Origin of the sequence: Bowdeniella massiliensis (assembly GCF_023634005.1) — a bacterium.
GTDB lineage: Bacteria > Actinomycetota > Actinomycetes > Actinomycetales > Actinomycetaceae > Bowdeniella > Bowdeniella massiliensis.
In genome coordinates, this window is sequence record NZ_JALIQR010000001.1 from 98,637 (window position 1) to 123,960 (window position 25,324).

The 25,324-nt window shown below is 64.0% G+C and carries 23 protein-coding genes; 15 read left to right on the forward strand and 8 right to left on the reverse strand.

Annotated elements, in window-relative coordinates:
- Positions 1 to 41 precede the first annotated feature (41 nt).
- Positions 42 to 2,657 (forward strand): ATP-dependent chaperone ClpB, encoded by a 2,616-nt coding sequence (gene clpB / locus MUN85_RS00620; RefSeq protein ID WP_250504916.1) that lies wholly within the window; start codon positions 42 to 44, stop codon positions 2,655 to 2,657.
- A 146-nt stretch (positions 2,658 to 2,803) separates the two neighbouring features.
- Here the strand turns inward: clpB and MUN85_RS00625 are convergent, their stop codons facing one another.
- The 3 genes from MUN85_RS00625 to MUN85_RS00635 form a co-directional block, all read right to left on the reverse strand.
- Complete coding sequence (locus MUN85_RS00625; RefSeq protein ID WP_250504917.1) at positions 2,804 to 3,316, reverse strand: hypothetical protein; 513 nt, start codon at positions 3,314 to 3,316, stop codon at positions 2,804 to 2,806.
- Positions 3,303 to 3,665, reverse strand: a complete 363-nt coding sequence (locus MUN85_RS00630; RefSeq protein WP_250504918.1) for a hypothetical protein — start codon at positions 3,663 to 3,665, stop codon at positions 3,303 to 3,305. The genes MUN85_RS00625 and MUN85_RS00630 overlap by 14 nt, the downstream gene beginning before the upstream one ends.
- A 337-nt stretch (positions 3,666 to 4,002) precedes the next feature.
- Positions 4,003 to 4,776: an HAD-IIA family hydrolase gene (locus MUN85_RS00635; RefSeq protein WP_092563788.1), complete on the reverse strand. Its 774-nt coding sequence runs from the start codon at positions 4,774 to 4,776 to the stop codon at positions 4,003 to 4,005.
- Between the two features lie 105 nt (positions 4,777 to 4,881).
- On the opposite strand from MUN85_RS00635, the gene MUN85_RS00640 reads away from it, so the two are divergent.
- On the forward strand, positions 4,882 to 5,352 hold the full coding sequence (locus MUN85_RS00640) for a pyridoxamine 5'-phosphate oxidase family protein (RefSeq protein ID WP_250504919.1): 471 nt from the start codon (positions 4,882 to 4,884) through the stop codon (positions 5,350 to 5,352).
- Positions 5,353 to 5,373: 21 nt separating this feature from the next.
- Positions 5,374 to 6,240, forward strand: a complete 867-nt coding sequence (locus MUN85_RS00645; protein ID WP_092563590.1) for a serine hydrolase domain-containing protein — start codon at positions 5,374 to 5,376, stop codon at positions 6,238 to 6,240.
- A gap of 3 nt (positions 6,241 to 6,243) precedes the next feature.
- Here the strand turns inward: MUN85_RS00645 and MUN85_RS00650 are convergent, their stop codons facing one another.
- Complete coding sequence (locus MUN85_RS00650) at positions 6,244 to 7,044, reverse strand: exodeoxyribonuclease III (RefSeq protein WP_250504920.1); 801 nt, start codon at positions 7,042 to 7,044, stop codon at positions 6,244 to 6,246.
- A 264-nt stretch (positions 7,045 to 7,308) separates the two neighbouring features.
- Between MUN85_RS00650 and MUN85_RS00655 the strand changes: the two genes are divergently transcribed.
- The 7 genes from MUN85_RS00655 (at position 7,309) to MUN85_RS00685 (ending at position 14,382) form a co-directional block, all read left to right on the forward strand.
- Positions 7,309 to 8,673 (forward strand): ABC transporter substrate-binding protein, encoded by a 1,365-nt coding sequence (locus MUN85_RS00655; protein ID WP_250504921.1) that lies wholly within the window; start codon positions 7,309 to 7,311, stop codon positions 8,671 to 8,673.
- 141 nt (positions 8,674 to 8,814) lie between these two features.
- Positions 8,815 to 9,771: a carbohydrate ABC transporter permease gene (locus MUN85_RS00660; protein WP_250505020.1), complete on the forward strand. Its 957-nt coding sequence runs from the start codon at positions 8,815 to 8,817 to the stop codon at positions 9,769 to 9,771.
- On the forward strand, positions 9,771 to 10,676 hold the full coding sequence (locus MUN85_RS00665) for a carbohydrate ABC transporter permease (protein ID WP_250504922.1): 906 nt from the start codon (positions 9,771 to 9,773) through the stop codon (positions 10,674 to 10,676). Before MUN85_RS00660 ends, MUN85_RS00665 begins: the two co-directional genes overlap by 1 nt.
- A 20-nt stretch (positions 10,677 to 10,696) precedes the next feature.
- On the forward strand, positions 10,697 to 12,490 hold the full coding sequence (locus MUN85_RS12830) for an SDR family NAD(P)-dependent oxidoreductase (protein WP_348647918.1): 1,794 nt from the start codon (positions 10,697 to 10,699) through the stop codon (positions 12,488 to 12,490).
- A 4-nt stretch (positions 12,491 to 12,494) separates the two neighbouring features.
- Complete coding sequence (gene pyrE / locus MUN85_RS00675) at positions 12,495 to 13,064, forward strand: orotate phosphoribosyltransferase (protein WP_250504923.1); 570 nt, start codon at positions 12,495 to 12,497, stop codon at positions 13,062 to 13,064.
- 72 nt (positions 13,065 to 13,136) lie between these two features.
- Entirely contained in the window at positions 13,137 to 13,736 is a 600-nt protein-coding gene (locus MUN85_RS00680) for a LemA family protein (protein WP_250504924.1), read from the forward strand.
- A gap of 4 nt (positions 13,737 to 13,740) precedes the next feature.
- Positions 13,741 to 14,382: a TrmH family RNA methyltransferase gene (locus MUN85_RS00685; protein ID WP_250504925.1), complete on the forward strand. Its 642-nt coding sequence runs from the start codon at positions 13,741 to 13,743 to the stop codon at positions 14,380 to 14,382.
- Here MUN85_RS00685 and MUN85_RS00690 read toward each other — a convergent pair.
- A complete protein-coding gene (locus MUN85_RS00690) occupies positions 14,379 to 14,792 on the reverse strand; it encodes a hypothetical protein (protein ID WP_250504926.1) in 414 nt (137 codons plus the stop codon). The two genes, MUN85_RS00685 and MUN85_RS00690, sit on opposite strands and share 4 nt — an antisense overlap.
- Positions 14,793 to 14,861: 69 nt before the next feature.
- On the opposite strand from MUN85_RS00690, the gene MUN85_RS00695 reads away from it, so the two are divergent.
- On the forward strand, positions 14,862 to 15,440 hold the full coding sequence (locus MUN85_RS00695; protein WP_250504927.1) for a hypothetical protein: 579 nt from the start codon (positions 14,862 to 14,864) through the stop codon (positions 15,438 to 15,440).
- Positions 15,441 to 15,453: 13 nt separating this feature from the next.
- Here MUN85_RS00695 and MUN85_RS00700 read toward each other — a convergent pair whose 3' ends face one another.
- The gene (locus MUN85_RS00700; protein WP_250504928.1) at positions 15,454 to 16,164 is read right to left on the reverse strand and encodes an MgtC/SapB family protein; all 711 of its coding nucleotides are present in this window, start codon (positions 16,162 to 16,164) and stop codon (positions 15,454 to 15,456) included.
- 703 nt (positions 16,165 to 16,867) lie between these two features.
- Here MUN85_RS00700 and fbaA point away from each other — a divergent pair.
- Both fbaA and MUN85_RS00710 read left to right on the forward strand, forming a co-directional pair.
- Positions 16,868 to 17,887, forward strand: coding sequence for a class II fructose-bisphosphate aldolase (gene fbaA / locus MUN85_RS00705; RefSeq protein ID WP_250504929.1), 1,020 nt, complete (start codon positions 16,868 to 16,870; stop codon positions 17,885 to 17,887).
- Positions 17,888 to 17,996: 109 nt separating this feature from the next.
- Positions 17,997 to 20,075 (forward strand): beta-galactosidase, encoded by a 2,079-nt coding sequence (locus MUN85_RS00710; RefSeq protein ID WP_250504930.1) that lies wholly within the window; start codon positions 17,997 to 17,999, stop codon positions 20,073 to 20,075.
- Here the strand turns inward: MUN85_RS00710 and MUN85_RS00715 are convergent.
- Positions 20,072 to 20,446, reverse strand: coding sequence for an STAS domain-containing protein (locus tag MUN85_RS00715; RefSeq protein ID WP_250504931.1), 375 nt, complete (start codon positions 20,444 to 20,446; stop codon positions 20,072 to 20,074). The two genes, MUN85_RS00710 and MUN85_RS00715, sit on opposite strands and share 4 nt — an antisense overlap.
- Before the next feature lie 80 nt (positions 20,447 to 20,526).
- On the opposite strand from MUN85_RS00715, the gene MUN85_RS00720 reads away from it, so the two are divergent.
- Together MUN85_RS00720 and MUN85_RS00725 are read left to right on the forward strand one after the other, a co-directional pair.
- Entirely contained in the window at positions 20,527 to 22,677 is a 2,151-nt protein-coding gene (locus MUN85_RS00720) for a SpoIIE family protein phosphatase (protein WP_250504932.1), read from the forward strand.
- Positions 22,678 to 22,741: 64 nt separating this feature from the next.
- Entirely contained in the window at positions 22,742 to 24,034 is a 1,293-nt protein-coding gene (locus MUN85_RS00725) for an adenylosuccinate synthase (protein WP_250504933.1), read from the forward strand.
- A 61-nt stretch (positions 24,035 to 24,095) separates the two neighbouring features.
- Here the strand turns inward: MUN85_RS00725 and MUN85_RS00730 are convergent, their stop codons facing one another.
- Positions 24,096 to 25,268, reverse strand: a complete 1,173-nt coding sequence (locus MUN85_RS00730; RefSeq protein WP_250504934.1) for a hypothetical protein — start codon at positions 25,266 to 25,268, stop codon at positions 24,096 to 24,098.
- Between the last annotated feature and the right edge of the window lie 56 nt (positions 25,269 to 25,324).

Below are 25,324 nucleotides of genomic sequence, written 5' to 3' on the forward strand. Positions count from 1 at the left end.
GTTGTCCTTAATAGACACATTCATCAAGGTATTGGGGAAACATGAACGAACAATTCACGACGAAGTCACAGGAGGCGCTCACTGCCGCTGTGCAGGCGGCCACGGCCGCCGGAAACCCGCAGGTGACGACGCTGCACCTGCTCTCGGCGCTGCTCGAACAAGAAGGCGGCGTCCCGCTCGCCCTGCTGCAGGCCGTCGGCGCCTCGCGCCAGGAAATCGGCGCCAAGGTCCGCAACGCGCTCGTTGCCCTGCCCAGCTCGACGGGCTCCTCCGTCAGCCAGCCGCAGGCCGATCGCGATCTGCTCAACGTCCTGACCGACGCCGGCGCGCGCGCCAAGGCGATGGGCGATGACTACGTCTCCACCGAGCATCTCCTGCTCGCACTGGCGGCCTCCAGCTCCCGGGCCGGAAGCATCCTCGCCGAAAGCGGCGCGCGCGAGGAACTGCTCGCGCAGGTGCTGCCGCAGATCCGCCCCAACAACGTCACGAGCGCGGATCCGGAAGGCAGCTTCGAAACGCTGAAGAAGTACGGCCGCGACCTCACCGAGGACGCCCGCGACGGCAAGCTCGATCCCGTCATCGGCCGCGATAGCGAAATCCGTCGCGTCGTGCAGGTGCTCTCGCGCCGCACCAAGAACAACCCCGTGCTCATCGGCGAGCCCGGCGTCGGCAAGACGGCCGTCGTCGAAGGCCTCGCGCAGCGCATCGTGGCGGGCGACGTGCCCGAATCGCTGAAGGACAAGCGCCTCATCGCGCTCGACATCGCCGCGATGGTCGCCGGCGCGAAGTACCGCGGCGAGTTTGAAGAGCGCTTCAAGGCGGCCCTGAACGAGATCGCGTCCTCGGGCGGCGAAGTCATTACCTTCATCGACGAACTCCACACCGTCGTCGGTGCGGGCGGCTCCGGCGACGGCTCCATGGACGCCGGCAACATGCTCAAGCCGATGCTCGCGCGCGGCGAGCTGCGCCTCGTCGGCGCCACGACGCTCGATGAGTACCGCGAGAACATTGAAAAGGACCCGGCCCTGGAGCGCCGCTTCCAGCCGGTCTACGTCGGCGAGCCCTCCGTGGAGGACACGATCGCGATCCTGCGCGGCATCGCGCCGAAGTACGAGGCCCACCACAAAGTAACGATCTCCGACGGTGCGCTCGTCGCGGCCGCGGAGCTGTCCAGCCGCTATATCTCCGGGCGCCAACTGCCCGATAAGGCGATCGACCTCATCGACGAAGCCGCCTCGCGGCTGCGCATGGAGCTCGATTCTGAGCCCCTGGAGATCGACGTGCTGAACCGCCAGGTCGACCGCCTGCGCATGGAGGAGTCCTACCTCACCGAGTCGGATCCCGACAGCGAGGACGCCACCACGCGCGCCCAGCTGGAAAAGGTCCGTGCCGAACTCGCGGACAAGACCGAAGAGCTCAAGGCGCTCACCACCCGGTGGGAGGCCGAGAAGGCCGGCCGCAACCGCGTCGGTGACCTGCGCGTGAAGCTCGACGAGCTGCGCACCCAGCTCGACCTCGCGATGCGCGAGGGTCGCTGGGAGGAAGCCGGCCGCCTGCAAAACGGCGAAATCCCGAAGATCGAACGCGAGATCGCCGACGCCGAGCGCGCCGAGGACGCTGAGGGCGAACTCGAAACCGCGCCGATGATCGCCGAAAAGGTCGGGCCGGGCGAGGTCGCCGAGGTCGTCGAGTCCTGGACGGGCATCCCCACCGGGCGCCTGCTGCAGGGCGAGATGGACAAGCTCCTTTCCATGGAGGACGTCATCGCCGAGCGCCTCATCGGCCAGCAGCTAGCGGTGCGCGCCGTCTCCGATGCCGTGCGCCGCTCGCGCGCCGGCGTCGCGGATCCGAACCGCCCCACCGGCTCCTTCCTCTTCCTCGGCCCCACGGGCGTCGGCAAGACGGAGCTGGCCAAGTCGCTCGCGGACTTCCTCTTCGACGACGAGCACGCCATCATCCGCATTGACATGTCCGAGTACTCGGAAAAGCACTCGGTCTCGCGCCTCGTCGGCGCGCCTCCCGGATACGTCGGCTACGACGAGGGCGGCCAGCTTACCGAGGCGGTCCGCCGCCGGCCCTACTCCGTCGTCCTGCTCGACGAGGTGGAAAAGGCGCACCCCGAAGTCTTCGACATCCTCTTGCAGGTGCTCGACGACGGACGCCTCACCGACGGCCAAGGCCGCACCGTGGACTTCCGCAACACGATCCTCGTGTTGACGTCCAACCTCGGTTCGCAGTTCCTGGTCTCGCCGGAGATGTCCGACGAGGACAAGCGCGACGCCGTCATGGGGGCCGTCCGCGCGGCGTTCAAGCCGGAATTCCTCAACCGGCTCGATGAGATCCTCATCTTCGATCCGCTCACGAAGGACGAGCTGACCCACATCGTCGACCTGCAGATCGCCGCAATGGCGAGCCGCCTAAAGTCCCGCCGGATCAGCCTCGACGTCACCGACGGCGCCAAGGCCTGGCTCGCCGAGACCGGCTACGACCCGGCCTACGGTGCGCGGCCGCTGCGCCGCTTGGTGCAAAAGGAGATCGGCGATCAGCTTGCCAAGCTCCTCATCAGCGGGCAGATCGACGACGGCGACACCGTGCTCGTGGACATCGCGAGCGACGGCGCGAGCCTGAGCCTCACCCGCGAAGGGGCCGCCTCCTAGCGCCCCGCCCTCAGGAGCACCGTGCGCATGAGCACCGCGCGGCACCGCGCTCCTAGCGCCCCGCCGCGTCGCTGCCTTATCGCACTGAGCGCGGCACTGCCCGGGTCCGCAATTGCGGCCCGGGCATTGCCATGTCCTAACGCGGCTCACCCCGCTCGCTGCAGGTGCGCGTCGAGCAGCGAGTGCGGAATGTCCGTGCGATCTTCGCGCGGCACCGCGCCAAGGAGTAGCGCCCGGAGCTTGCCAGGCGCCCGCAGGTCCGCGTATTTCAAGCGAATAATGCGCCAACCAGCATTATTGAGGTCATCCTGGCGGCGCTTTTCCGCAAACCAGACCTCATCGCTCGTGTACTTCACCTGACCATCCAGCTCGACCGCAACCCGCAGCTCGGGCCACGCAAGATCAAGCCAGTACGCGCGGTTCCCAACGACGACGCGATACTGCGTTTCGGGCGTCGGCAACCCGAGCGCCAAGGCGAACCACAGACAGTACGCCTCCAGCGGCGAATCGCAGTTTGCCGGGCACCACTCCACCATGTCCGCGAGCCGCGGAACGCCCTGACGCCGCGGCGAATCCGCAATCAGCTGTCGCAGCTCACCCAGCCCCACGCGCGATCGCAGGGCACTTGCGAGCAACACGAACAGCTCATCGCTCGCCATCGCCCGCGCAGTCAAGAACAGTGTGAGCCGGCGACGTCACCCGCACCCCCTGCACCTCAACGAACGTACGCCCAGCCGGCAGCGCATGCCGCTTCAACAGCGCATGGCGCGGGTTCGTAAACCGCGAATCCGCCATGACATGCCCGAACTCGGGCGCGTTCCACAGCCACAATCCCCACAGCACCGCGGCGGATTCGTGGCTCACAATGCTCACTCGCCGCGACGACGACGATGCGGCCACCGCCGTCCCGAGCGAAACCTCCCGCGCCTGCTGCCACGGCGGGCAGTCCCGCGGCAGCAGGAGGTGGTGACCACGGTAGAGCTTCACGAGCTCAAAGCCGGGCGGCACTCCGCGCGGCCGACGAGACGTACTAGTAGTGCGCAGGATCCGAGGAATAGAGGGAGGCTTGCGATCGTTCATACGCCCAACCATGGGCGGCCCGGAGCATCCTTGCCGCCACCTGTGCATGGCGAGCCCAGCCATGCCCCAGGACGCCTCCCTGTGCCAGGCCGCAGCCAGCACCGCCACCGTCCCAGCCCAGAAACTCGCATTCTAGGGACGTTGTGGAGACTTCGGGGGAAGCTTACCTTCCCGATCTCTCCCTAACGTCCCCGATCTCTCGCACAGGCGGGAAACGCAGCCGCCGCAGCGGCGCTCACCGCCCGCCTCGGGGCCCGCAGCGGCGCTAGAGCCGCTCGACGATGTCGGCGATCGAGTCGTGCACGTACTCGGGGCGATAGGGGAAGCGCTCAATCTCGCTGGCATGCGTCGAGCCGGTGAGGACGAGGTGGGTCTGCAGCCCGGACTCCATCCCCGCAAGGATGTCGGTATCCATTCGGTCGCCCACGAGCGCCGTGTTTTCCGAATGCGCCCCGATCTTGTTCATCGCGTGACGCAGCATGACGGGGTTCGGTTTGCCCACGAAATATGGCTCGCGCTGGGTGGCGTGCTGGATGAGCGCCGCGACGGAGCCGGTCGCGGGCAGTGGCCCTTCCTTGGTCGGGCCGGTCGGGTCGGGGTTCGTGGCAATGAAGCGCGCGCCGCCAAGGATGAGACGCACCGCCTTTGTGATCGCTTCGAACGAGTAGGTCCGAGTCTCGCCCAGCACGACGAAGTCGGGCTTTTCCTCCGTCAGGACGAAACCCTCCTCATGCAGCGCGGTCGTGATGCCGGCTTCCCCCACGACGAACGCACGGCGCGAATCCGACTGCTTCGCCAAGAACGTCGCGGTCGCGAGTGCGGAGGTCCAGATCCGGTCCTCGGGCACATTGAGCCCGGAGGTTTGTAGCCGGGCGGAGAGGTCGCGCGGGGTGTAGATCGAGTTGTTGGTCAGAACAAGAAACGGCATCTCGCGTTCTTGCAGGCCATTGAGGAATTCGGCGGCACCTTCGATCGCGTGCCCTTCGTGCACTAGGACGCCATCCATGTCGGACAGCCAAGCGGTGATTTCCTGCGTCATATCCTCCACAGTAGTCGGCCAACCTTGCCGCCAGGTAGGCCCCAAGTCGCCCGGGCCGGCCATTCGTTCAACAATGAAGTGACGAAACAATCGAAGGAGATTCCAATGACCAACGAGACGCCTACTTTTGCTGACAAGGTCTCCGGCCTGCACCAGTGCATGTTCACCACGATCACGCCGGAAGGTTCGCTCGTCTCACGCCCGATGGGCGTGCAGAAGGTCGAGGGAGACGCCGTCTACTTCCTGACCGACGGCCAGCACGATAAGACGCGCGAGATCCAAAACGATGCCGAAGTCAACCTCGCTTTCGTGGAATCTTCGCTGTGGGTGTCCGCCAGCGGACGCGCGGTCATCTTGCATGATGAGGCCCTGAAGGACGAGCTGTGGAACGCCTTTGCTGATGGGTTTTTCCCCGACGGCAAGGAGGACCCGAACGTGGTGGTCGTCAAGGTGACGGTGAGTTCCGCGGAATACTGGGAACAGGCCAATAAGCTGTCCTACCTGCTGCAGATCGTCAAGGGCGCTGTGACCGACTCGCCAGCCGATCCCGGAGAATCCGGCAAGCTATCGATCTAAGCCAGTCCTACACTGGAGGCCATGACCCTTCAGACAACGGACGCCCTGCCCTGCACCCCCGTTCTTGGGGAATGGGGCTTCGACTGCGGCGTGGTGATCGTCGATAAGAATGGAGTCGTGCACGCCGAAGGTGCCACGAACCAGGATTTCCCGTTCGCTTCCGTCACCAAACTCCTCGCGGTGTACTCGGCGCTGATCGCGGTTGATCGCCACATGTTCGATCTCGATGCTCCGGCGGGGCCGCGGGCACCGAAGGGGGCGACGATCCGGCACCTGATGTCGCATGCTTCGGGCCTGCCCTTTGACGCGGGCTACGCATCCCAGCGCCCCGAGCGCCACCGGGTCTATTCCAATGTCGGCATCGAGATTATGGGCGAGCGCTTCGAGGAAGAAGTCGGAGTCGATATCCAGACGTGGGCCGATGAACAGGTGTTGACGCCGCTCGGGATCGTCGATGTTGAATTCGACGGCTCACCCGCCTGGGGCGCGCACGGTAGCGCCCGGTGCCTTGCTGAACTCGCGCGGGAGTTTTTGAACCCGACCCTCCTGTCCCCGGAACTGTTTGCCGAAGCGACGAGCAACCAGTTCGCGGGCCTGGACGGTGTCGTCCCGAGCTACGGTCGCCACGAGGACAACGCCTGGGGTCTCGGCTTCGAACTGCACGGGCACAAGAAACCGCACTGGCTCTCGGAACTGAACTCCCCGGAGACATTCGGCCACTTCGGGCGCTCCGGATCATTCCTGTGGGTGGATCCCGAGATCGAGATCGCTACGGTCTTCCTCGGGGCCGAGCCCTTCAACGATGAGCACCTGACCAAATGGACCGACCTCAATGGCCGGATCGTGGCCTGCTCGCGGCTGCACCGCGAGCAGGGCGAGGTCTTCTAACTTCTAGGATTCGGCGATCTCTACGATCACGGGCACGTGGTCCGAGGCTCCCTTGCCCTTGCGCTCGTTGCGGTCAATCTCGGCTCCGGTGACGCGCTCGGCGAGAGCGGGGGAGGCCTTCACGAAGTCGATTCGCATGCCCTGGTTTTTGGGGAAGCGCAGCTGCTGATAGTCCCAGTAGGTGTACTGCGTGACGAACTTGCGCGTCACCTCGGTGAATCCGGCGTCCTCAAAAGCGTTGAAGGCGTCGCGCTCTGGTTGGCTGACGTGTGTTTTGCCCTCGAAGAACTCCATTGACCACACGTCCTCGTCTTCGGGAGCCACATTCCAATCCCCGACGAGGGCGATCTTCGCCTTCGGGCGCTCCTCGAGCTCGGCGCGCACGTGTTCCTTCAGGTTGGCGAGCCACTGCAGTTTGTAGGCATAGTGCGGGTGGTCCAACTCCCGGCCGTTTGGGACATACAGGCTCCACAGCTCCACGGGAAGATCGATTGCTTCCCCGACGACGGCCCGAATCGCGCGAGCCTCGGAGACCTTGTCATCTCCCCAGGTCGGCATCTCACTGAATCCGACGGAGCTATCAGACAGCCCGACGCGCGAGGCGATCGCGACGCCGTTCCACTGGTTGTGCCCGACCATCGTGACCTCGTAGCCGGCTTCGGTGAATGCCTCAAACGGGAACTGGTTTTCCTTGCACTTCAGTTCCTGCATCGCCAGCACATCGATGTCGCCGCGCTCCAAGAACGCGATGATGCGGTCGATGCGGGTCCGCACCGAGTTGATGTTCCATGTAGCAAGCCTCATGGGGCCACTCTAACGACGATCGAGGACTGGGGGCGTGTTCGAATGCGCCACAACGCGTGAAACTGCCTCAAGGAGATTTCCTAATATTGCATATCTTGTGATCGAAAATGATAGTTTGTGAATGAATCGTGACCGATCAGGCTGGTGGTTTGTGAGCGTTTGCCATACAGTAAGGCTATGAAGCTAAAGGTCTGATGTCTCAGCCTCGGCTTCCTGCGCACAACACGCGACACATCAGCAACCATCGACGGAGAGGTCGACAAGATGTCCATCAAGAAGATTGGCCGCGGGCCAGCAATGGTGAGCGCGCTGGCAGCAGCAACGCTCATCCTCGCGGGCTGTGGCGGTTCGAACAATGCCCCGGCAGATACCACCTCGGCCGCACCCAACACCACGGAAACTGCCGACAACGGCGGCGAGCCCGTAGAGATCGAGTACTGGCACCGCCTGCCCGACAACGACGGCATGGTCAAGGTCCAGGAATCTGTCGATCGTTGGAACAAGGACAACCCGAACATCCAGGTCAAGGCCGTCAAGTTCGAAGGCAAGCCGCAGGAGTCGTACGCCAAGATTCAGCAGGCCGTCAAGGCCGGCAACGCCCCCTGCCTCGCGCAGGTCGGTTACGGCGAGGTTGCCTCGGAGTACGTCGCCGGTGACCTCATGGACGTTTCCGAGTACACCAAGGAATACGAGTCCAACTACTCCGAAGGCGCCATGGGCATGATGAAGCTCGGCGATGTCGTCGTGGGCCTGCCGCAGGACACCGGCCCGCTCGTCTACGTTTACGACAAGGACGCCTTCGACGAGCTCGGCATCACTGCCCCCACCAACTGGGACGAGTTCAAGGCCGCCGCCGAGAAGGCCAAGGCTGCCGGCAAGTACATCGGCACCTTCCAGGCCGATGAGACCCAGTACCGCCTGTCCGGCATGGCCGCTGCCGCCGGTGGCGCCTGGTTCACCCCCGAGGGCGATTCCTGGAAGATCGACGTGAACGGCGAAGCTTCCAAGAAGGTTGCCGAGATCCAGCAGGATCTGATCGACAACGACCTGATCCTGAAGATCGACCGCTGGTCCGATGACTTCGGCGCCAAGATGCTCGATGGCACGATCATCGGCACCGTCGCGGCGGCCTGGGAGCCGGCATTTATGCTCGACAACTTCGACAAGGACGGCGAGACCGCCGAACTGAACTGGCAGGTTGCCCAGCTTCCCGAGTTCAACCCCGGCACCCCCTCCACCGGCTCTGACGGTGGCTCCGGTGTCGCCGTGATCTCCGGCTGCAAGGCTCCGAAGGAAGCCGTGGAATTCGCCAACTGGTACAACACGCAGGTCGATGACCTCGTCTCCCAGGGCCTCGTCGTGGCCACCAACCAGGGCCAGGGCAAGACCCCCGAGGCCTGGTCTAAGCACTTCGGTGGACAGGACGTCTACGCTGAGCTGCTCAAGGCCAACGAGAACATGAACCCGAACTTCCCTTACGCTCCGACGTGGCCCGCTGTTGGCACCAAGATGAACGAGATCGGCGGTAACGTGAAGTCCGGATCCGCCAAGGTTATGGACATCTTCGAGTCCGCACAGCAGGAAGCTGTGAGCTCCCTGAAGGCCGCTGGCATCTCGGTAGCCGAGTAAGACGATCGACGCATTGCGTGGGCCTCGCCCACGCGGAAAATGGGAGGGGCCCACGCAATGACAAACCGATCGGAAGACTCGACGGCGACCGACAAGGCCGCCGCACTCCCCGGGCCGGCGCTCATGCCGCCGGTGCCGGAGATGGATAGCAACGAACAACTCGAACGCTCGGCGGCTCGCAACCGCGCCTCCATCCGGGCGCGGCGCCGCCGGGAGGCTCGCTACGGCTGGACCTTCCTCGCACCCTTCGCGCTGTTCTTCATCATCGCGTTCTTGATCCCGATCTTCGTGTCGATCAAGAGCTCGTTCTTCAAGCTCATGCCCAAGGGTGGTGGGCTGTACGGCGGTGGCGAGAGCGTCGAGACCTTTGTGGGGTTGCAAAACTACTCCGAGGTCATCTTCAACGGCCGGTTCTGGCAGGGCATCGGACGCGTGCTGCTGTTCGGCGCCTTCCAGATCCCCATCATGATCTTTGGCGCGCTCGCCCTCGCACTGCTCCTCGACTCCCTGCTCGTCAAGCGTATCGCCGGCTACCGCCTCGGCTTCTTCTTGCCCTACGCGATCCCCGGCATCATCGCCGCGATGGTCTGGCTGTACCTGTACAACCCGCAGATGAGCCCCATCGTCTACGGCCTGCACCAGCTCGGGATCGATATCGACTTCTTCTCTCGCAACGTCATCTTGGCGTCCATGGCCAACATGACGACGTGGACCTTCACCGGCTACAACATGCTGATCTTCCTTGCGGCGCTGCACTCGGTTCCGAGCGAACTGTATGAAGCGGCCCGTATCGATGGCGCCACCGGCTGGCAGGTCGTCTCCAAGATCAAGATCCCGCTGCTGCGCCCGGCTGCGCTACTGGCGGTCTTGCTCTCGATCATTGGCACGATCCAGCTGTTTAACGAACCCACGGTGATGTACACACAAAACACCTGGATGGGCGCCGACTACACGCCGATGATGATGGCCTACAACACGATGATGGGTCAGATCTCGCCCTCCGGCGCGGGACCGGCGTCGGCAATCTCGATTGTGATGGCAGCGATCGCTGCGGTGCTCGCCGCGGTCTACGCGTTCGTTCAAAGGAAGGCCGACTAATGGCACGCACCGCCACGCTTCCCGATGGCCGCACCTACACCCCGAGCGTCGGAAATCACCCGAAGTCGCTCGATCCTACGCCGGCGGCCAAGATCGCCACGCGCGTTATCCTCATCGTCGTCGCGCTGTACTTCCTGTTCCCGATCTACTGGTTGATCGTCTCCTCCACCAAGGACAACGCCGACCTGCTCACGGCCTCGGGGTTGTGGTTTGCCGATAACTCGATCGCGCAAAACTACGCGGGCCTCATGTCCTGGTCGCGCAACGAGTACTGGACCTGGGTCGCGAACTCGATCATCTACTCGACCGCGGCTGGCGTCATCGGCACGCTCATCAGCGTGAGTGCGGGCTACGGGCTTGCGAAGTTCAAGTTCCCGGGCCGCAATGCCGTCCAGCTCAGCGTGCTTGCCGGCCTGCTGTTGCCGATCGCGCTGTTGACGGTTCCGCTCTACCTTGTCTTCCACGGGCTCGGGCTGACGAACACCATGGCAGCGATCATCATCCCGTCGTGCGTCTCGCCCTTTGGCGTCTTCCTCGGACGGCTCTACGCCGAGACCTCGGTGCCCGATGAGTTGATCGAGGCCGCGCGGATCGATGGCGCGGGGGAGTTCCGGATCTTCTTCACGATGGTGCTGCGGCTGCTCGCGCCCGCGATGGTGACGATCTTCCTGTTCATCTTCGTTGCGACCTGGAATAACTTCCTGCTGCCGCTCATGATGATCACCGAGAACAAGCTCAAGCCTGTCACGCTCGGCATGTACGGCATGATGGCGCAAAACAACACGCCGGACTACGGCTCGGTGCTCATGGGCTCGCTGTTCGGTGTGCTGCCACTCGTCGTGATCTTCCTTGTGCTGCAGCGGTTCTGGCAATCGGGCCTCGCGGCCGGCGCCGTGAAGGGCTAACGAGCTCATACGATAGGTCTATGACCTCACGGAGCAGGGGACCAGCCCATCCGGCCGGTGCGCATCGTCGCGGCACGGCCCTCATCACTGGAGCATCCGCCGGCCTGGGCGAGGAATTCGCTTGGCAGCTGGCGGCTGCCGGTCACGACCTTGTGATTGTCGCCCGGCGCGAAGAGCGGCTGGCGCAGCTAGCACACGACATCGAGCAGGCCGCGGGCGTCAAGGTAGAAGTTCTTGCCGCCGACCTCGCTACGGCCGACGGACGCGCAAAGGTCGTCGCCCGGATCACCGATACCGAATCGGCACCGATCGGCTTGCTCATCAACAACGCCGGCTTCGGGCTCGGGCAGCCGTTCATCTCCGGTGACATCGAGCGCGAGAACCAGGCCATCGAGGTCATGATCCGCGCGGTGATGGAACTCTCCCATGCCGCGGCGAACACAATGGTGCCGCGCGGTCGCGGAGCGATCTTGAACGTGGCCTCGATGGTTTCGCAGACGGCCATGGGAACCTACGCCGCCGCCAAAGCCTGGGTTCGCACGTTCACCGAGGCGCTCGCGGGCGAACTCCACGGCACGGGCGTCACCGCGACCGCCGTCAGCCCCGGTCTGGTGCGCACGGAGTTTCATTCCTCCTCCGGCATGAAGGAGGATGCCTGGCCCGAGATCGGGTGGCTCGATGCCGAAGACGTCGTGGCCGATGCACTTGCCGCAGTGCGGCGCGGCGCTGTCTTGACGACGCCATCGCTGCGCTACAAGGCAGTCCAGGGCGTCATCAAACTCGCGCCCCGCGCCGCGGTTCGCGCACTCGGTGGACCAAGAATGTGGGAGAAAGCCCTGCCTAGCAACCGTCAACCCGTGACCGGAACGCTCGCCGACCTCCTCGAGCGGGAAGGCAATGACCTCACAGCCGAGGAGTCGGCGCTCATGTCACGCATCAGCGCAGCGGACCCAAGCGAGGGAGCATGGTTGAAAGAGGCCATCGGTGATCGATTCGGCCTCGCGCCCGCTGACCTACTCGGCCCAGATTTCGAGCGCTACGTCCAGGTGCGCTTTCCCGTCGACAAAGCCTGGATCAACGAAAAGGACGGCTGGACCTGGGGTGGCGAGGTGCCACCCTGGGAGGACCCCTTCCCCGAGCTGTATGACGAGGCGCCCTCGCTGGATCCCGCGGACTGGGAACAGGTCTATGAGCGCGTGGGCGGTCTCAATCCCTCGCAGCACAGCGCGCTGTTGGAGCACCTGGCGACGCGTGAGGGCGAAATTATCGCGGGATTTTGGCACGGCTATAGCGGCTTCACTTCCGGCGATGACAACGACACCTTCATCGAACGCATCGGCAACCGATTCCGCAGCGCTGTCAGCCGCCTCGTCGCGCCCGATGCACCTGCCGATGACGATGACGATGTCGATCTGCCCGACTCGCAGGCCATCGCGGAATTCGAACGGCAGGCCAACCTGCGGCTGCTGCCGAAGGAGCTGCGTGACGGGCCGACCCTTGAGCTGCCCCACCGCGAGTACTTTCTGCTGCGGTTCCGATCGCTCGCCGACCTCGCGAACTATCTGAAGTGGCTAGAGCCCTACGGCTGGCATCCGAACCTGGTCTGGCCGGTGGATCGCAGGTGGGCCTACGCGGTTGAGGTGGACGGCGGTTCGCTGCTCCTCGGGTGCGATGCGCAGCTCGCCGAAACGCTCATCGCCGATCAGCGGCTCTACGCAGAACCGATCGATGCCGAGACGCAGGGCCTTGGCGACATCGATCACGGGGATCCCGCGATCGATCCGATCGTCGAGGACCGCAGCGAACTAGACTAGGGCCGTGACCACGAACGACACTCCCAAAGCTCGCCTTGCCCAGCTCGTTAAAGACCTCGCCGTCGTCCACGGCGAGGTGACGCTCGCCTCCGGCCTGACGTCGAACTACTACGTCGACCTGCGCCGCGCGACGCTGCACCACGAGGCGGCTCCGCTGATCGGGCATGTCATGCTCGATCTGCTCGAGGAATCCGGCTTCGCGCCCGATGACTTTGACGCGGTTGGGGGCCTGACGATGGGCGCCGATCCCGTCGCCGCCGCGATCATGCATGCGGCCGCCTCGCGCGGCCTGGATATCGATGCGTTCGTCGTTCGCAAGTCCGCAAAGACCCACGGCATGCAGCGCCAGATCGAGGGGCCGGCGATTGAGGGGCGGCGCGTCGTCGTCGTGGAAGATACCTCGACGACGGGCGGATCCCCGATCACCGCGATCGAGGCGGTGCGCGAGGCCGGCGCCGAGGTCATCGCGTGCGCCGTCGTCGTTGATCGCGCGACGGGAGCCAAGGAGAAGATCGAGGAGCTCGGCGTGCCCTACGTTTTCGCGCTTGATCTAGCCGATCTCGATCTCGCCTAGCTACCGGGCACGTCACGCAGCCGAAAATGTGCCAGACTTTCCCCTAACCGGACCTTAGAACGAAGGATAACCATGGATCCGATCGCCTTGATACTCGTCGTCATCGGCGTGCTCGTCTTGATCCTGCTGCTGTGGGCCATCGCGACGTACAACGGCTTCGTCAAGCTGCGCAACAAGGTCGAAGAGGCCTGGCGCCAGATCGACGTCGAGCTGCACCGCCGCCATGACCTCATCCCGAACCTTGTCGAGACGGTCAAGGGCTATGCGTCGCACGAAAAGGGCGTCTTCGACGACGTCACCCGCGCCCGCGCACAGGCGGCCGCCGCTGGCTCCAGTCCGGCCGAGCAGGCCCAGCAGGAAAACGTGCTGTCCTCCGCTCTGGCTCGCCTCTTCGCCGTCGCCGAGGCCTACCCGGAGCTGCGGGCGAACCAGAACTTCCAGCAGCTGCAGGCCGAGTTGACCAACACCGAGGACCGCATTGCGGCCGGCCGGCGCTACTACAACGCGAACGTCCGTGAGCTCAACACCAAGCGCGAGACGTTCCCGCCCTCGCTCATCGCCTCGATGTTCAACTTCGTGCGCGCCGAATACTTCGAGACCGAAGACCCGGCGGTGCGCGCCACCCCGCAGGTCAGCTTTACCGACCAGGGCGACGCGGACGCCGCGCAGTAACGGCGTGCCACGCCCGCACGAACCACACCCCGACGCCGGCCTTGGGGTCGGCCCCTGGCCCGGGGGCCGGGCGGCATGGCCGATCGATGAACGCTACGACGAGGACCTCCTAGAACACGGCGATCGCCGCAACGTCGAGGACCACTACCGCTATTGGACGATGGCGGCAATCATCGCCGATATCGATGCGCGTCGGCGGCCACTGCACGTCGCGATCGAAAACCTCGATCACGACTTCAACATCGGCTCGATCGTGCGCACCGCCAACGCCTTTGCCGTCGCTGCGGTGCACATCGTCGGCAAGCGGCGCTGGAACCGCCGCGGCGCAATGGTCACCGACCGCTACCAGCACGTCTATCACCACGAGAGTGCGCAGGACTTCGCGGCGTGGAGCACCGAGCGCGGCATCACGCTCATCGGGATCGATAACATCCTCACCTCAACGCCGATCGAGGGTGCGAGCCTCGCGCGCGAGAGCGCTCTCGTCTTCGGCTCCGAGGCGCGCGGACTCTCGCCCGAGATGCTCACCGCATGCCAGGCGGTGCACCACATTACGCAATACGGATCGACCCGCTCCATCAACGTCGGGCACGCGGCAGCAATCGCCATGTGGGCGTGGAGCATTCAGCATCCGTCCGCACCTTAGGGCTTATCGTGCCCCTTGATGACCATCATCATGATGTTCAGGCTCGAACCGATGAACTTCACGGCCCCGGTGATGGCTGCATTGCTCCTCCTTATTCCGGGATCAACGACCAGCCCGGGCGGGCCTTGGCCTTGTAGATAAACAGGTAGTGCAGCATGAGCTTGAGCCAGTGCCCCGATGACCTCGGCGAGATCGCGCACTCCCGTCTTCAGCGTGGCGATGACCTTGTCGAGCTCGGCTGCGGCGTGCACGGCGTCAAGGCGCAGCTTCGGGCCGGTGGCGTTAATGAGGTAGTCATAGCGCAATCGCTCGACCTCGCCACTGCGCTGCGGGCTTGTATGGCGCACCTCGACCGCGCCCTGGGGGCTTGCCGCATCGCCGTGCGGCAGGATCGTCGTGGTGCTCTCCACCGTGACATCGATCCCTGCTGGCCGATAGGCTGCCCAGTGTTCGCGGGACCACACACCAAGGGGTACTTCATGACGAACCGCACCGTGACCCGTTCACTGCTCGCCGCTGCCGCTGCTGGCGTTCTCGCCCTAAGCGCCTGCTCGTCGAACAATTCGACGAAGCCTGCCGAAACCACGGCCGCCGAGACCTCTGCCGCCGAGACGTCGGCGGCTCCGAGCGCCGAGGAGACCGAATCGAGCGAGCCCACGACCGACAGCGAAACCGGCGCAGCAGGCGGCGCTGGCGTGGAGGGCACCTTTAACGACGCCGATGTCCAGGTGGACGACGAAAAGGGCGCAGGCACCCCGCAGGCCGTTGCCAAGGAGTTCATGACGGGCTTCATCGACAAGAACCCGAAGGCCGTGTGCGCGGTCATCTCGCCGAACGAGGAAAAGGCGCTCGAAGCCGAAGGGGGCTGCGAAGTCTCGCTCACCAAGGTCTTGGACCGGCAGAACATTCCGGCGGGAGCGACACTCGAGGGCTCAACGTACACCGTCAAGGCCAAGGACGATACGACGACGGTCGTGGAGATTCGTCGCCCCGGCAAGACCGAGCCTTTCACACTGCATACCGAGCAGGTCGACGGGCGCTGGTACGCCAAGCGTTAGGCGCTAGCCCACCCTAATCGCGCTCGTGGTCGTCCTCGTGGGCCACGTGCAGGGAGACGATTCCGCGCACTCCTTGCAGCTGGTCCATGAGGACGTCGAGCGGATTCTTACCCGTAAACCTCATCTGCATATCGACGACGGCGCTGCCCTCCTCGGACGTGCGCTTTGAGGTGCTGAGCACCTGGGTGGCAAATTCCTGCTCGCTCGCGATCTCGACGATCTCGCGCAAGATACCATGGCCGTCTTCGTAGGTGAGCTCCAGCAGGGAGTGCCGATCAGCGGTCGGCAGCTTGTCGATGAGCGGCGTCAGCGCGATGAGGCAGAACAGGTGCAGGGCCGTCAGCAATACCGCGATGCCGCCCATGCCTGCCCCGCACGCCATCCCGACGGCCGCCGTCACCCACACCGTCGCGGCGGTGGTGAGGCCGACGACGATATCGCGGCGCGTGAAGATGACGCCCGCACCAAGGAAACCGATACCGGCCACGATCTGGGCTGCGATGCGAAACGGGTCGTGGTTGATCTGGCCGAGGTTGAAGTCAGCGAAGCCGAAGGCGCCGATCAGCGTGAAGGTGCAGGCCCCCATCCCGACGAGGACGTGGGTGCGAAAGCCCGAGGATTTTTGCCGGTATTGCCGCTCGAGCCCGATGATCCCGCACAACACGAACGACAACAGGAGCAGGCCGGCCTGGGTGCCAACGCTCCCGGTAAAAAAGTGCATCATTGCCTCCCGGCCCTGGGCGAAAACGCGGTATTTACCGCATCATAGTCCGGTCCGTGGGGTCGATGACGCGCACCGCGCTCGTCAGGACCCTCGCCGTTGCGTTCGCGACGTTCGAATACGGGTGCCAGCCGCGGGATCGTCTGCCTCCTGAGCGAGGTCCGACAGCGAGTCGACGGCGATGCCGACTTCGCTCGCGGCAGCAAGGAGCGCGCTGGCGGAGGGGCGGCGAGCCGCACATTATTTTGGACGACGACGGTTGCATTCGGGCTGAGTGCCGCGTGGATGGTCTCGCGGATGACGTCCTGTAGCGATCGACGTTGGCCGTTGTCGGGCAGGTCTGAGAGCTCATTGATCGTCTGGCGCGCCATACGAAGGCGAATATCCCAGGGGCATTGAAGGGGTAGATGCAATGGCGCTGCGCGATCACGGAAAGTGAGGCATTGGCGAGTTGAAAGCACGCACCATCGTGTGCGAACTCGATGCCGAGATACTGGCCGGCGCATGATGTCAGGATCTTTTCTGGACAAATTTTCCGTCGACAGTTCGACAGAATTAAGAATGTGATGTGTGTAGTGCGCGTCGCAAGTGGGCGATTTAGGGAAATCGTCCAGATCGTGAAAACGGGCTCATGGTCCTACTCGACACGCTCGCGATGCGTGGAAGAATAGGGCACGGAACTATTCGCGTTACATAGGAGGCCCCTGTGCCCATCGCAAATCCCGAGACTTACAACGAGATGATTGACCGCGCGAAAGCCGGCAAGTTCGCCTACCCGGCCATCAACGTCACCTCCTCCCAGACCCTGACGGCCGCGCTGCAGGGCTTTGAGGAAGCCGGCTCGGACGGCATCCTCCAGGTGTCGGTTGGCGGTGCTGAGTACTGGTCCGGTTCCACGAAGAAGGACCGCGTCGCTGGCTCGCTCGCCTTCGCGGCCTACGCGCGCGAGGTTGCCAAGAACTACAACGTCACCGTTGCGCTGCACACCGACCACTGCGCCAAGCAGAACATCGACAGCTGGATCCGTCCGCTGATCGAAATGTCGACCGAAGAGGTCAAGGCCGGCCGTGAGCCGATCTTCCAGTCCCACATGTGGGACGGCTCCGCGGTTCCGCTGGACGAGAACCTGGAGATCGCGCAGGAAATGCTGGCGCTGTGCAACGCCGCCAACATCATCCTGGAAGTTGAGATCGGTGTCGTCGGTGGCGAAGAAGACGGCGTCGTTGGCGAGATCAACGAAAAGCTCTACACCACCGCCGAAGACGGCCTGAAGACCGTCGAGGCCCTTGGTACCGGCGAGAACGGCCGCTACATCACCGCCCTGACCTTCGGTAACGTCCACGGCGTGTACAAGCCCGGCCACGTCAAGCTGCGCCCCGAGATCCTCGGCGATATCCAGAAGGAAGTTGGCGAGAAGATCGGCAAGGACATGCCCTTCGACCTCGTCATGCACGGTGGCTCCGGCTCCTCCGCCGAAGAAATCGCGACCGCGGTGCGCAACGGCGTCATCAAGATGAACGTCGATACCGACACCCAGTACGCCTTCACCCGCCCGGTCGTCGACTGGATGCTCACCAAGTACGAGGGCGTCCTGAAGATCGACGGCGAGGTCGGCAACAAGAAGCAGTACGACCCGCGTTCGTGGGGCAAGGCTGCTGAAGCCGGCATGGCCGCCCGCGTCGTCGAGGCCTGTGAGCGCCTCGGCTCCGCCGGCACCAAGATGTAAGGACGTCAGTCCCGAATCTGTCAAAGCGGCCCGCACCGACGTCCGGTGCGGGCCGCTTTGCTGCCGTGTGAAGGTGAACCCGTTGCCTGCGCGCGCCTAAGGTGGGGGCATGGCAGAAATGTTCTACGGCGGCGATTACAACCCCGAACAGTGGCCCATCGACATCCACCTCGATGACATCGAGAAAATGGTGGAAGCCCGAGTAAACCTCGTCTCGATCGGAATTTTTTCTTGGGCGCGGCTCGAGCCCGCGAAAGGCGAGTTCTCTTTTGGCTGGCTCGATGAAATCATCGAGCGCTTGACGAACGCGGGGATTGGAATTGACCTCGCGACGGGCACTGCCTCGCCCCCTGCCTGGTTGACCATCGAGCATCCAGAGATCCTCCCGATGACCGAAACCGGCGTGCGGCTCGGCCACGGATCCCGGCAGAACTTCTGCCCCTCCTCGCCCGTTATTCGACGCTACGCCTCGCGCCTGGCCGGGGAACTTGCTAAACGCTACGGCAACCACCCGAACCTGCGGCTATGGCACATCTCGAACGAATACGGCTGCCATTCCGCCCACTGCTACTGCCCGGACTCGGCGCGATCGTTCAGGACCTGGCTGGAAGAAAAATACGGCGATATCGAAGCGCTGAACGAGGCGTGGGGGACCGATTTTTGGGCCCAGCGTTACACGTCTTTCGACCAGGTCGACGTGCCGCGCGCCACCCCGACGCTGAAGAATCCTGGCCAGGTTGCCGATTTCTGGGCATTTTCCTCCGACGAAATGCTTGCCTGCTATCTAGCAGAAAAGGCCGCGATTCGCGAGCACTCGGATGCTCCGGTCACGACGAACTTCATGGGCTTGTTCCCGCCCACCAACTACCGCGCGTGGGCGCCCCACATCGATGTCATCTCCGATGACTCCTACCCGGATCCGAACTCGGTGTTCGCGGCCCGCGAGACGGCCCTCGTCTCCGACCTTATGCGCTCACTGAAGGACGGCCAGCCGTTCTATCTGCTGGAGCAAACAACGGCCGCGGTCCAATGGCGCGAGCGCAACGCTAGAAAGCGTCCCGGCTCCTTCGCTCTGCAAAGCCTGCAGCGCGTGGCCCGCGGCGCCGACGCCATCTGCCAGTTCCAGTGGCGCCAGTCGGTGCGCGGAGCCGAGACCTTCCACCCGGCGATGGTCCCGCACTCGGGACGCGATTCACGAATCTGGCGGGACGTCGTGGGACTGGGCGACGTGCTGTCGCGGATGGGGGAGATTGTCGGCACGAGAGTGCCAACCGAGGTTGCCCTGTTGATGGACTGGCAGAGCCAGTGGCACCGTGGCGCAGCCATTGGGCCGGGGCCTGATCGCACGAGAGAAGCGATCGCGGCCTGGCACGGTACCGCGTTCGAACGCGGATACCCCGTCGATTTCGTCTTCCCCGATTCGGATCTGTCCGCCTATCGCGTCATCATCGTGCCCGAGCTCTTTGCCATGTCGAAGGACACGGCAGCGAAGCTGGTCGATGCCGCCCGATCGGGAGCCGAGATTATCGTGACGGCGCCGAGCGCGGTCCTCGATGAGACCGGTCGAGCCGCAACGGGTGGCTACGCCGGCGTGCTGAGCGAGCTGCTGGGAGTCCGGGTCGTCGATCACTGCCTGCCCGGCGGCGAAATCAACGACCTCGTGGATCCGCGGGTCGATGCCATTTCCGCTGCGATGACGGCGACGTCTGCGATAGACCGGGTCGAGCTTGACGTCGATCCGCGCACGCCACTGTTCCGGGTGCTTGATGCCATAGCGAGCCCGCGTCCTGCGATCTCCGGGGAGTACTGGGCCGAAGAACTCAGCATCGATGATGACGTCGACGTCCTTGCGACGTTCGTCGGGCTCGACCTCGATGGCTCGGCTGCGATCACGTATCGATCGTGTGGCGAGGGCGGCGGCACTTACGTTGCGACGGATCTCGATAGCGCTGGTCGCGCGGCGCTGCTACGCGTCGCCGAGGCGCGTACCCGGATTGCCGGAAACCGTATTGGGGCTCCGGCCGGGGTGGAGGCTGTTCGTCGCGGACCTGCTGTCTTCCTACTTAACCATGGGGATGCGGCCGCTCAGGTGGCCGGGATCTGCGGTCGAGACCTCGTCTCCGATACCAAGGTGACGGGGCACCTGGTGATTCCGCCGCGGTCGGCAGCGGTTGTCGTGACCGACTAGTTTGACTCGAAGCCGGGATCCTCCTGCAGGATCTCCACCTGGCTCGCAAGGCCAGTGACGTCGAGAAGGAACTGGACCATGTCCGGCGGCTTGATCATACGAACGGGCTGCACCGGGGAGTCTTTGGTGAGCAGGCGCGAGAGCGTGGCGACACCAGAGGAATCCATAAAGGTGACGTGTCGCAGGTCGACATCGAGCGGCAGGGCACGCTCGAGGCATTCAGCGACAGCTTCGGAAAACTCTGAGACCATCGTGAGATCGATAGCGCCAGAGAGGATCAGTCGGGTCCGCTTAGCAGCCATCATGACGGAAGCAGAGCCGGGGTCGCTCGAAGCGCTGGAGGGGGAGCGCAGGTCGGGCGATTCGGTCACGGTTAACCTCAGATCCATGTCAGTGACATAGTTAGGGAGAGCAGGCAACTGGGACCAGGATACGCCGCGGAAGGATTGAAATGGAACAAGATGACAGCGGCGTGCCAGAGTTTATCGAATCGTCACATGTACTTAATGCGCTAGCTATCCCTACCGCGATCCTCGGATACTTCGATCCGGTGCAGGCTGACAGCGAAAGCGCGAGCATGTTCAGCGCTGTCCCTGCCGCCCATAGCTCCTATGAAGGCTGGGCGATTTTGTGGTGCAATGCCGCGTTCGAAGACCAGACCGGCATGTCACTCGACAACCTCAAACTCCTCGGAGTGGAGGCTCTGCGCGGCGTGGGCGGGGGACGCCAGATGATGCAGATGACCGAACCTGCCGTCACCTCCATCGATTCCCATCCGTTGATCTTCACGCGTCCTACCGGCGAACACCTGTGGACCCAGGTGTCCTTCCGTCGCTTGCCCAGTGCAGGCCCGTGGGCCCACTTGTGGGTCCTGACCGCGATCGTGAACCCGGTGATGCAGGAGGTATCCGACCGCTCCACGCTGGCGGCCTTCCGTTCCGAGATCGAACGCCAGGCTAACCGGAATCTGGTTCTCGTCTCGCGAGTCTCGGAGCTGCTCGCCAATGTCCCCGCTGAGCAGGTGCTCGGAACGATCGCGGACCTGTTGCAGCGCAACATTGTCGCGCGCGCCGAGTTCATGACGATGCGCCGCGGTAAGGGACTCATGCGCTCGAGCGGTTTCGAGGCCGACCGTGAAGAGGCGCGTGATGTGCGCGATCCGGTTGCGCTGGCTGATCCACTGTTTACGATCTGGCTCGACAACGAGGCTGGTACCGTCCAGCTCACGATTCCTGGCGACGTCGATCCAGATTCGCCCTCCGGCCGAGTGCGGGCCGCCTTCGCTGACGATCCCCAAGAGCCCCTCACGATCCTCGTGACAACTGCCGCGGGCGAGGGACGGTCGCGCGGCGTCCTCATCACGAAAACGCATCCGACGACAAGCGAGCACGGTGAGCCCGATGCCATCTTTGGCCCGCCCAAGGACGGTCTTCGGGAGATCCTGAACCTCGTGGTGCGACGAGTGTCGGTAGCGATGGAAAACTACGAGCTCTACCATCGCGAGCACGTCCTAGCCGAATCACTGCAGCGCTCCATGCTGCCGGCCCAATCTCGGGTGCGCGGCCTTGACATCTGGACCTACTATCAACCGCTCTCGACCTTCGCCCAGGTCGGTGGCGACTGGTATGACATCGCGACACGCGAGGACGGCTCGATTTCGGTCATCCTGGGGGACGCGGTCGGTCACGATGTCGAGTCGGCCGTCGCGATGAGTCAGATTCGCACGGTCATCCAGGCGCTGTCGCGTCAGGAGCTTTCGCCGAACGAACTGGTCACTCACGTTGATGCGGCAATCGAGGGGCTGAGGCTTTCTCGCACGGCGTCCCTCATCATCGCTCAGATGGTTCAAAATGCCGATAAGTCGTGGACGGTGACGTGCACGCGCGCGGGGCACGTGCCCGCGATCCATGTGAGCGCCGAGGGTGCGCAGGTCCTGGACTGTACGAGCGCGGGTCTGCTCGGCTTCCCCTCGGGTGAACGCATCGCTGAGACTCATATTGCCCAGCCGGGCGACGCCCTGATCTTTTTCACCGACGGCCTGGTTGAGCGTCGGGGACACGACATGCGCCTCGCCCTGTCGGTCCTTGGCAAGGCCCTTGGCGAATCGCAGGCGCCGGATGCCGCGGGGCTCGGCGAGGAGATTATGGATCTGGCCGAAGATGCGCAAGACGATGTCGCCGTCGTCGTCGTGCGGATCCCCGGCGGCAAGCGCAAAGGCCCGGGTGCTCGGGCCCGGCGGTGGCAGCTCGCCTCCGATCCGGCGGCAGCTCCCCAAGCGCGCGAGTACTGCGCCCGCGCACTGCGCCAGTGGGGAATTGAAAACCAGGAGTCCGTACTGCTCACCGTCTCGGAGCTCGTGTCCAATGCGGTGCTGCACGGCTGGGGCACGGTCGGACTGCGGATCATGGAGACTGATGGGGGAGTGCGGATCGAGGTCGAGGACGCGAACCCGACGCCGCCGCGCCACCGTCACCGCTCGCCTAGCCGCTCGAGCGACGAGAACGTCGGCGGGTTCGGCCTGCACATTATTGACCGGCTCGGTGATTGGGGTTGGCGCCCCACTCCGGTCGGAAAAGTGGTGTGGGCCCGCATCGAAGTGTGATTGCGAGTAACCTTAGGGCCGTGCGTTATTCGGCGTTTGAGCCGAAACCCGAAGGGAGAAGGCTATGCCAGCCATTGTCGTCGTTGGTGCCCAATGGGGCGACGAAGGAAAAGGGAAGGCGACGGACCAGCTCGGTTCTGACGTCGATTACGTGGTGAAATTTAATGGCGGCAATAACGCCGGCCACACCGTCGTCGTCGATGGTGAAAAGTACGCGTTGCACCTGTTGCCCTCGGGCATTCTCTCGCCCGGCGTCACCCCCGTGATCGGCAACGGCGTTGTCGTCGACCTTCAGGTGCTGTTCGAAGAACTCGAGGCGCTAGAGTCCCGCGGGGTCGATATCTCGCGGCTGAAGATCTCCGCCTCCGCGCACGTCATCGCCTCCTATAACCGGACCCTCGATCGCGTCTCCGAACGATTCTTGGGCAAGCGCCAGATCGGCACGACGGGCCGCGGGATCGGCCCGACCTACGCGGACAAGATGAACCGCGTCGGCATCCGAATTCAAGACCTGTTTGACGCCTCGATCTTGCGGCAAAAGGTCGAGGGCGCACTCGAGAATAAAAACTCGTTGCTCGTGAAGGTCTATAACCGACGGGCCGCTGACGTGGACCGGGTGACCGAGGAACTGTTGGCCTACGCCGAGCGGGTTCGGCCCATGGTCGCTGATACGACCCTCGAGCTGAACAAGGCGCTCGACGAAGGCAAGACGGTCTTGTTCGAAGCCGGCCAAGCAACCATGCTCGACGTCGATCACGGGACCTACCCCTTTGTCACCTCCTCCTCAGCGACGGCGGGCGGTGCGTGCACCGGATCGGGCGTCGGACCCACGCGCATTGATCGCGTTATCGGCGTCATTAAGGCCTACACCACCCGCGTCGGGGAAGGCCCGTTCCCAACCGAACTTACCGACGAGGTCGGCGAGGGACTGCGTCAGGCGGGCGGCGAATTCGGTGTCACGACCGGGCGGCCCCGCCGCACCGGGTGGTATGACGCAGTCATCGCTCGCTACGCCGCGCGCGTCAACGGACTCACCGACTTCGTTATGACCAAGCTCGATGTGCTCTCTGATTACGCCGAGATCCCGGTGTGCGTCGCCTATGACATTGACGGGACGCGAGTGGAAGAAATGCCTGCCTCGCAGTCCGACTTCCACCATGCCAAGCCGATCTACGAGATGTTGGACGGTTGGCAGGAAGACATCAGCCATTGTCGCAGCTTCGAGGAGCTGCCGGAAAAGGCGCGCGCCTACGTGGAATACCTCGAGTCGATCTCCGGGTGCCGGATTTCGGCTATCGGAGTCGGGCCGAGCCGCGATGCCACGATCGTGCGGCACGCCCTCGTGCCGGGCGCGTAGTCACGACATAACGCAAACGGGCGGGACAGTTACGAAACTGTCCCGCCCGAGCGCTTGCTAGCTAGCTGCGATTCGGATCATCCGGATTCTGGCCATCAGCCCGTGGCTCCTCGAATCCGAGGACCGGGTCCGTGCCATGCGACTCCCCGGTGCTGCGCGGAGGCTCCGGGGTAATCGGAGTTTCCGGCGTCGTGGGGGTCTCCGGGGTGACCGGGGTCTGCGGGCTTACCGGCTGCTGCGACGCCTGCGGGGCTTGCGGAGCGACCGGCGCGCCCGGCGCGGCCGGATCCGCGGGTGCAACAAACGGCTGGTCTTCCGAGGGCTGACCCTCACCTGACGGCGGCTGGCCGTAGGGGGAGAACGGCGTGTCCGGCGCGGCCGGAGATGAATAGGGCTGGTTTTCTGCCGGAACACCCTTGCCATAGGTGGCGTTCGAGCCCTGGGGAGCGGTTCCGTAGGGCGAGGTCGGCTGCTCGCTGCTCGGCGCCGGGGCTCCGTAGGGAGCTGCCGGATCCGTCGCTGCGGGGGGAGCACCATAGGGGGCGGCACCTGCGTCACCGTTCGGCTTCTTACGGCCCTTCAAGATGAAGAAGACGATGGCACCAATGACCAGGAGGCCAAGGATAATGCCGAGGATCAGCCACAGGTTGGACGAGGAGGAGGTGCCGGTGGCGTCCGCCGTAATGACGAAGCCCTTGCTCACCGCGACCGGGTTGGAGATTTCCACCTTATTTCCATCGATCGTGTAGGCGTCTTCGGCGATGTCGCCGGTCACGCTTTCAACCTTGCCGGGGAAGGTGAAGGTGAAGGAGAACGCGCCGCCTCCGAGGAATCCCTCCAGCATCGAGGTATCGACGGACTCATCACCTTCAGCGGTCACGATGTATTTGCCGTTCTTGACCTCGGCCTTCATATCGCCGTCCAGCTCGCTGATGGGGTTGCGACCGCTGGAGATAACGCAGCGAAGCTCGGAGTCATTGGACTTATCGGTCACGGTGGCGTCATCGCCGCCACCGTTTCGATCGATCTGGGTCTTCATGGCCTCACAGTCGGTCATGCCGAACATGTTGGCCTGGGCCTTGGGCAGGGCCATCTCCACGGAGGCCTCTGCAGTTTCGTCTTCGAAGAACTCAGTATTGGCCTTCATCTCGCAGGACGCGAGGACAAGCATGAGGGGCAGCAGGAGCAGTGCCCACAGCCGCCGGTACGAGGGGTGTGATTTGGTTGTAACCATGGTGCGATTGTTCCACGGCCAACGTCTGATCTCGTGTCAAAAAAGCAACTCATGGG

Coding starts and splice junctions, on each gene's coding strand:
- MUN85_RS00720 (WP_250504932.1), top strand. CDS start 20,527: ATGGAACAAGATGACAGCGGCGTGCCAGAGTTTATCGAATCGTCACAT.
- MUN85_RS00660 (WP_250505020.1), top strand. CDS start 8,815: ATGGATAGCAACGAACAACTCGAACGCTCGGCGGCTCGCAACCGCGCC.
- MUN85_RS12830 (WP_348647918.1), top strand. CDS start 10,697: ATGACCTCACGGAGCAGGGGACCAGCCCATCCGGCCGGTGCGCATCGT.
- MUN85_RS00730 (WP_250504934.1), bottom strand. CDS start 25,268: ATGGTTACAACCAAATCACACCCCTCGTACCGGCGGCTGTGGGCACTG.
- MUN85_RS00635 (WP_092563788.1), bottom strand. CDS start 4,776: ATGACGCAGGAAATCACCGCTTGGCTGTCCGACATGGATGGCGTCCTA.
- MUN85_RS00645 (WP_092563590.1), top strand. CDS start 5,374: ATGACCCTTCAGACAACGGACGCCCTGCCCTGCACCCCCGTTCTTGGG.
- MUN85_RS00650 (WP_250504920.1), bottom strand. CDS start 7,044: ATGAGGCTTGCTACATGGAACATCAACTCGGTGCGGACCCGCATCGAC.
- MUN85_RS00695 (WP_250504927.1), top strand. CDS start 14,862: ATGACGAACCGCACCGTGACCCGTTCACTGCTCGCCGCTGCCGCTGCT.
- MUN85_RS00725 (WP_250504933.1), top strand. CDS start 22,742: ATGCCAGCCATTGTCGTCGTTGGTGCCCAATGGGGCGACGAAGGAAAA.
- MUN85_RS00710 (WP_250504930.1), top strand. CDS start 17,997: ATGGCAGAAATGTTCTACGGCGGCGATTACAACCCCGAACAGTGGCCC.
- MUN85_RS00625 (WP_250504917.1), bottom strand. CDS start 3,316: ATGGCGAGCGATGAGCTGTTCGTGTTGCTCGCAAGTGCCCTGCGATCG.
- MUN85_RS00655 (WP_250504921.1), top strand. CDS start 7,309: ATGTCCATCAAGAAGATTGGCCGCGGGCCAGCAATGGTGAGCGCGCTG.
- MUN85_RS00640 (WP_250504919.1), top strand. CDS start 4,882: ATGACCAACGAGACGCCTACTTTTGCTGACAAGGTCTCCGGCCTGCAC.
- MUN85_RS00665 (WP_250504922.1), top strand. CDS start 9,771: ATGGCACGCACCGCCACGCTTCCCGATGGCCGCACCTACACCCCGAGC.
- MUN85_RS00680 (WP_250504924.1), top strand. CDS start 13,137: ATGGATCCGATCGCCTTGATACTCGTCGTCATCGGCGTGCTCGTCTTG.
- clpB (WP_250504916.1), top strand. CDS start 42: ATGAACGAACAATTCACGACGAAGTCACAGGAGGCGCTCACTGCCGCT.
- MUN85_RS00700 (WP_250504928.1), bottom strand. CDS start 16,164: ATGATGCACTTTTTTACCGGGAGCGTTGGCACCCAGGCCGGCCTGCTC.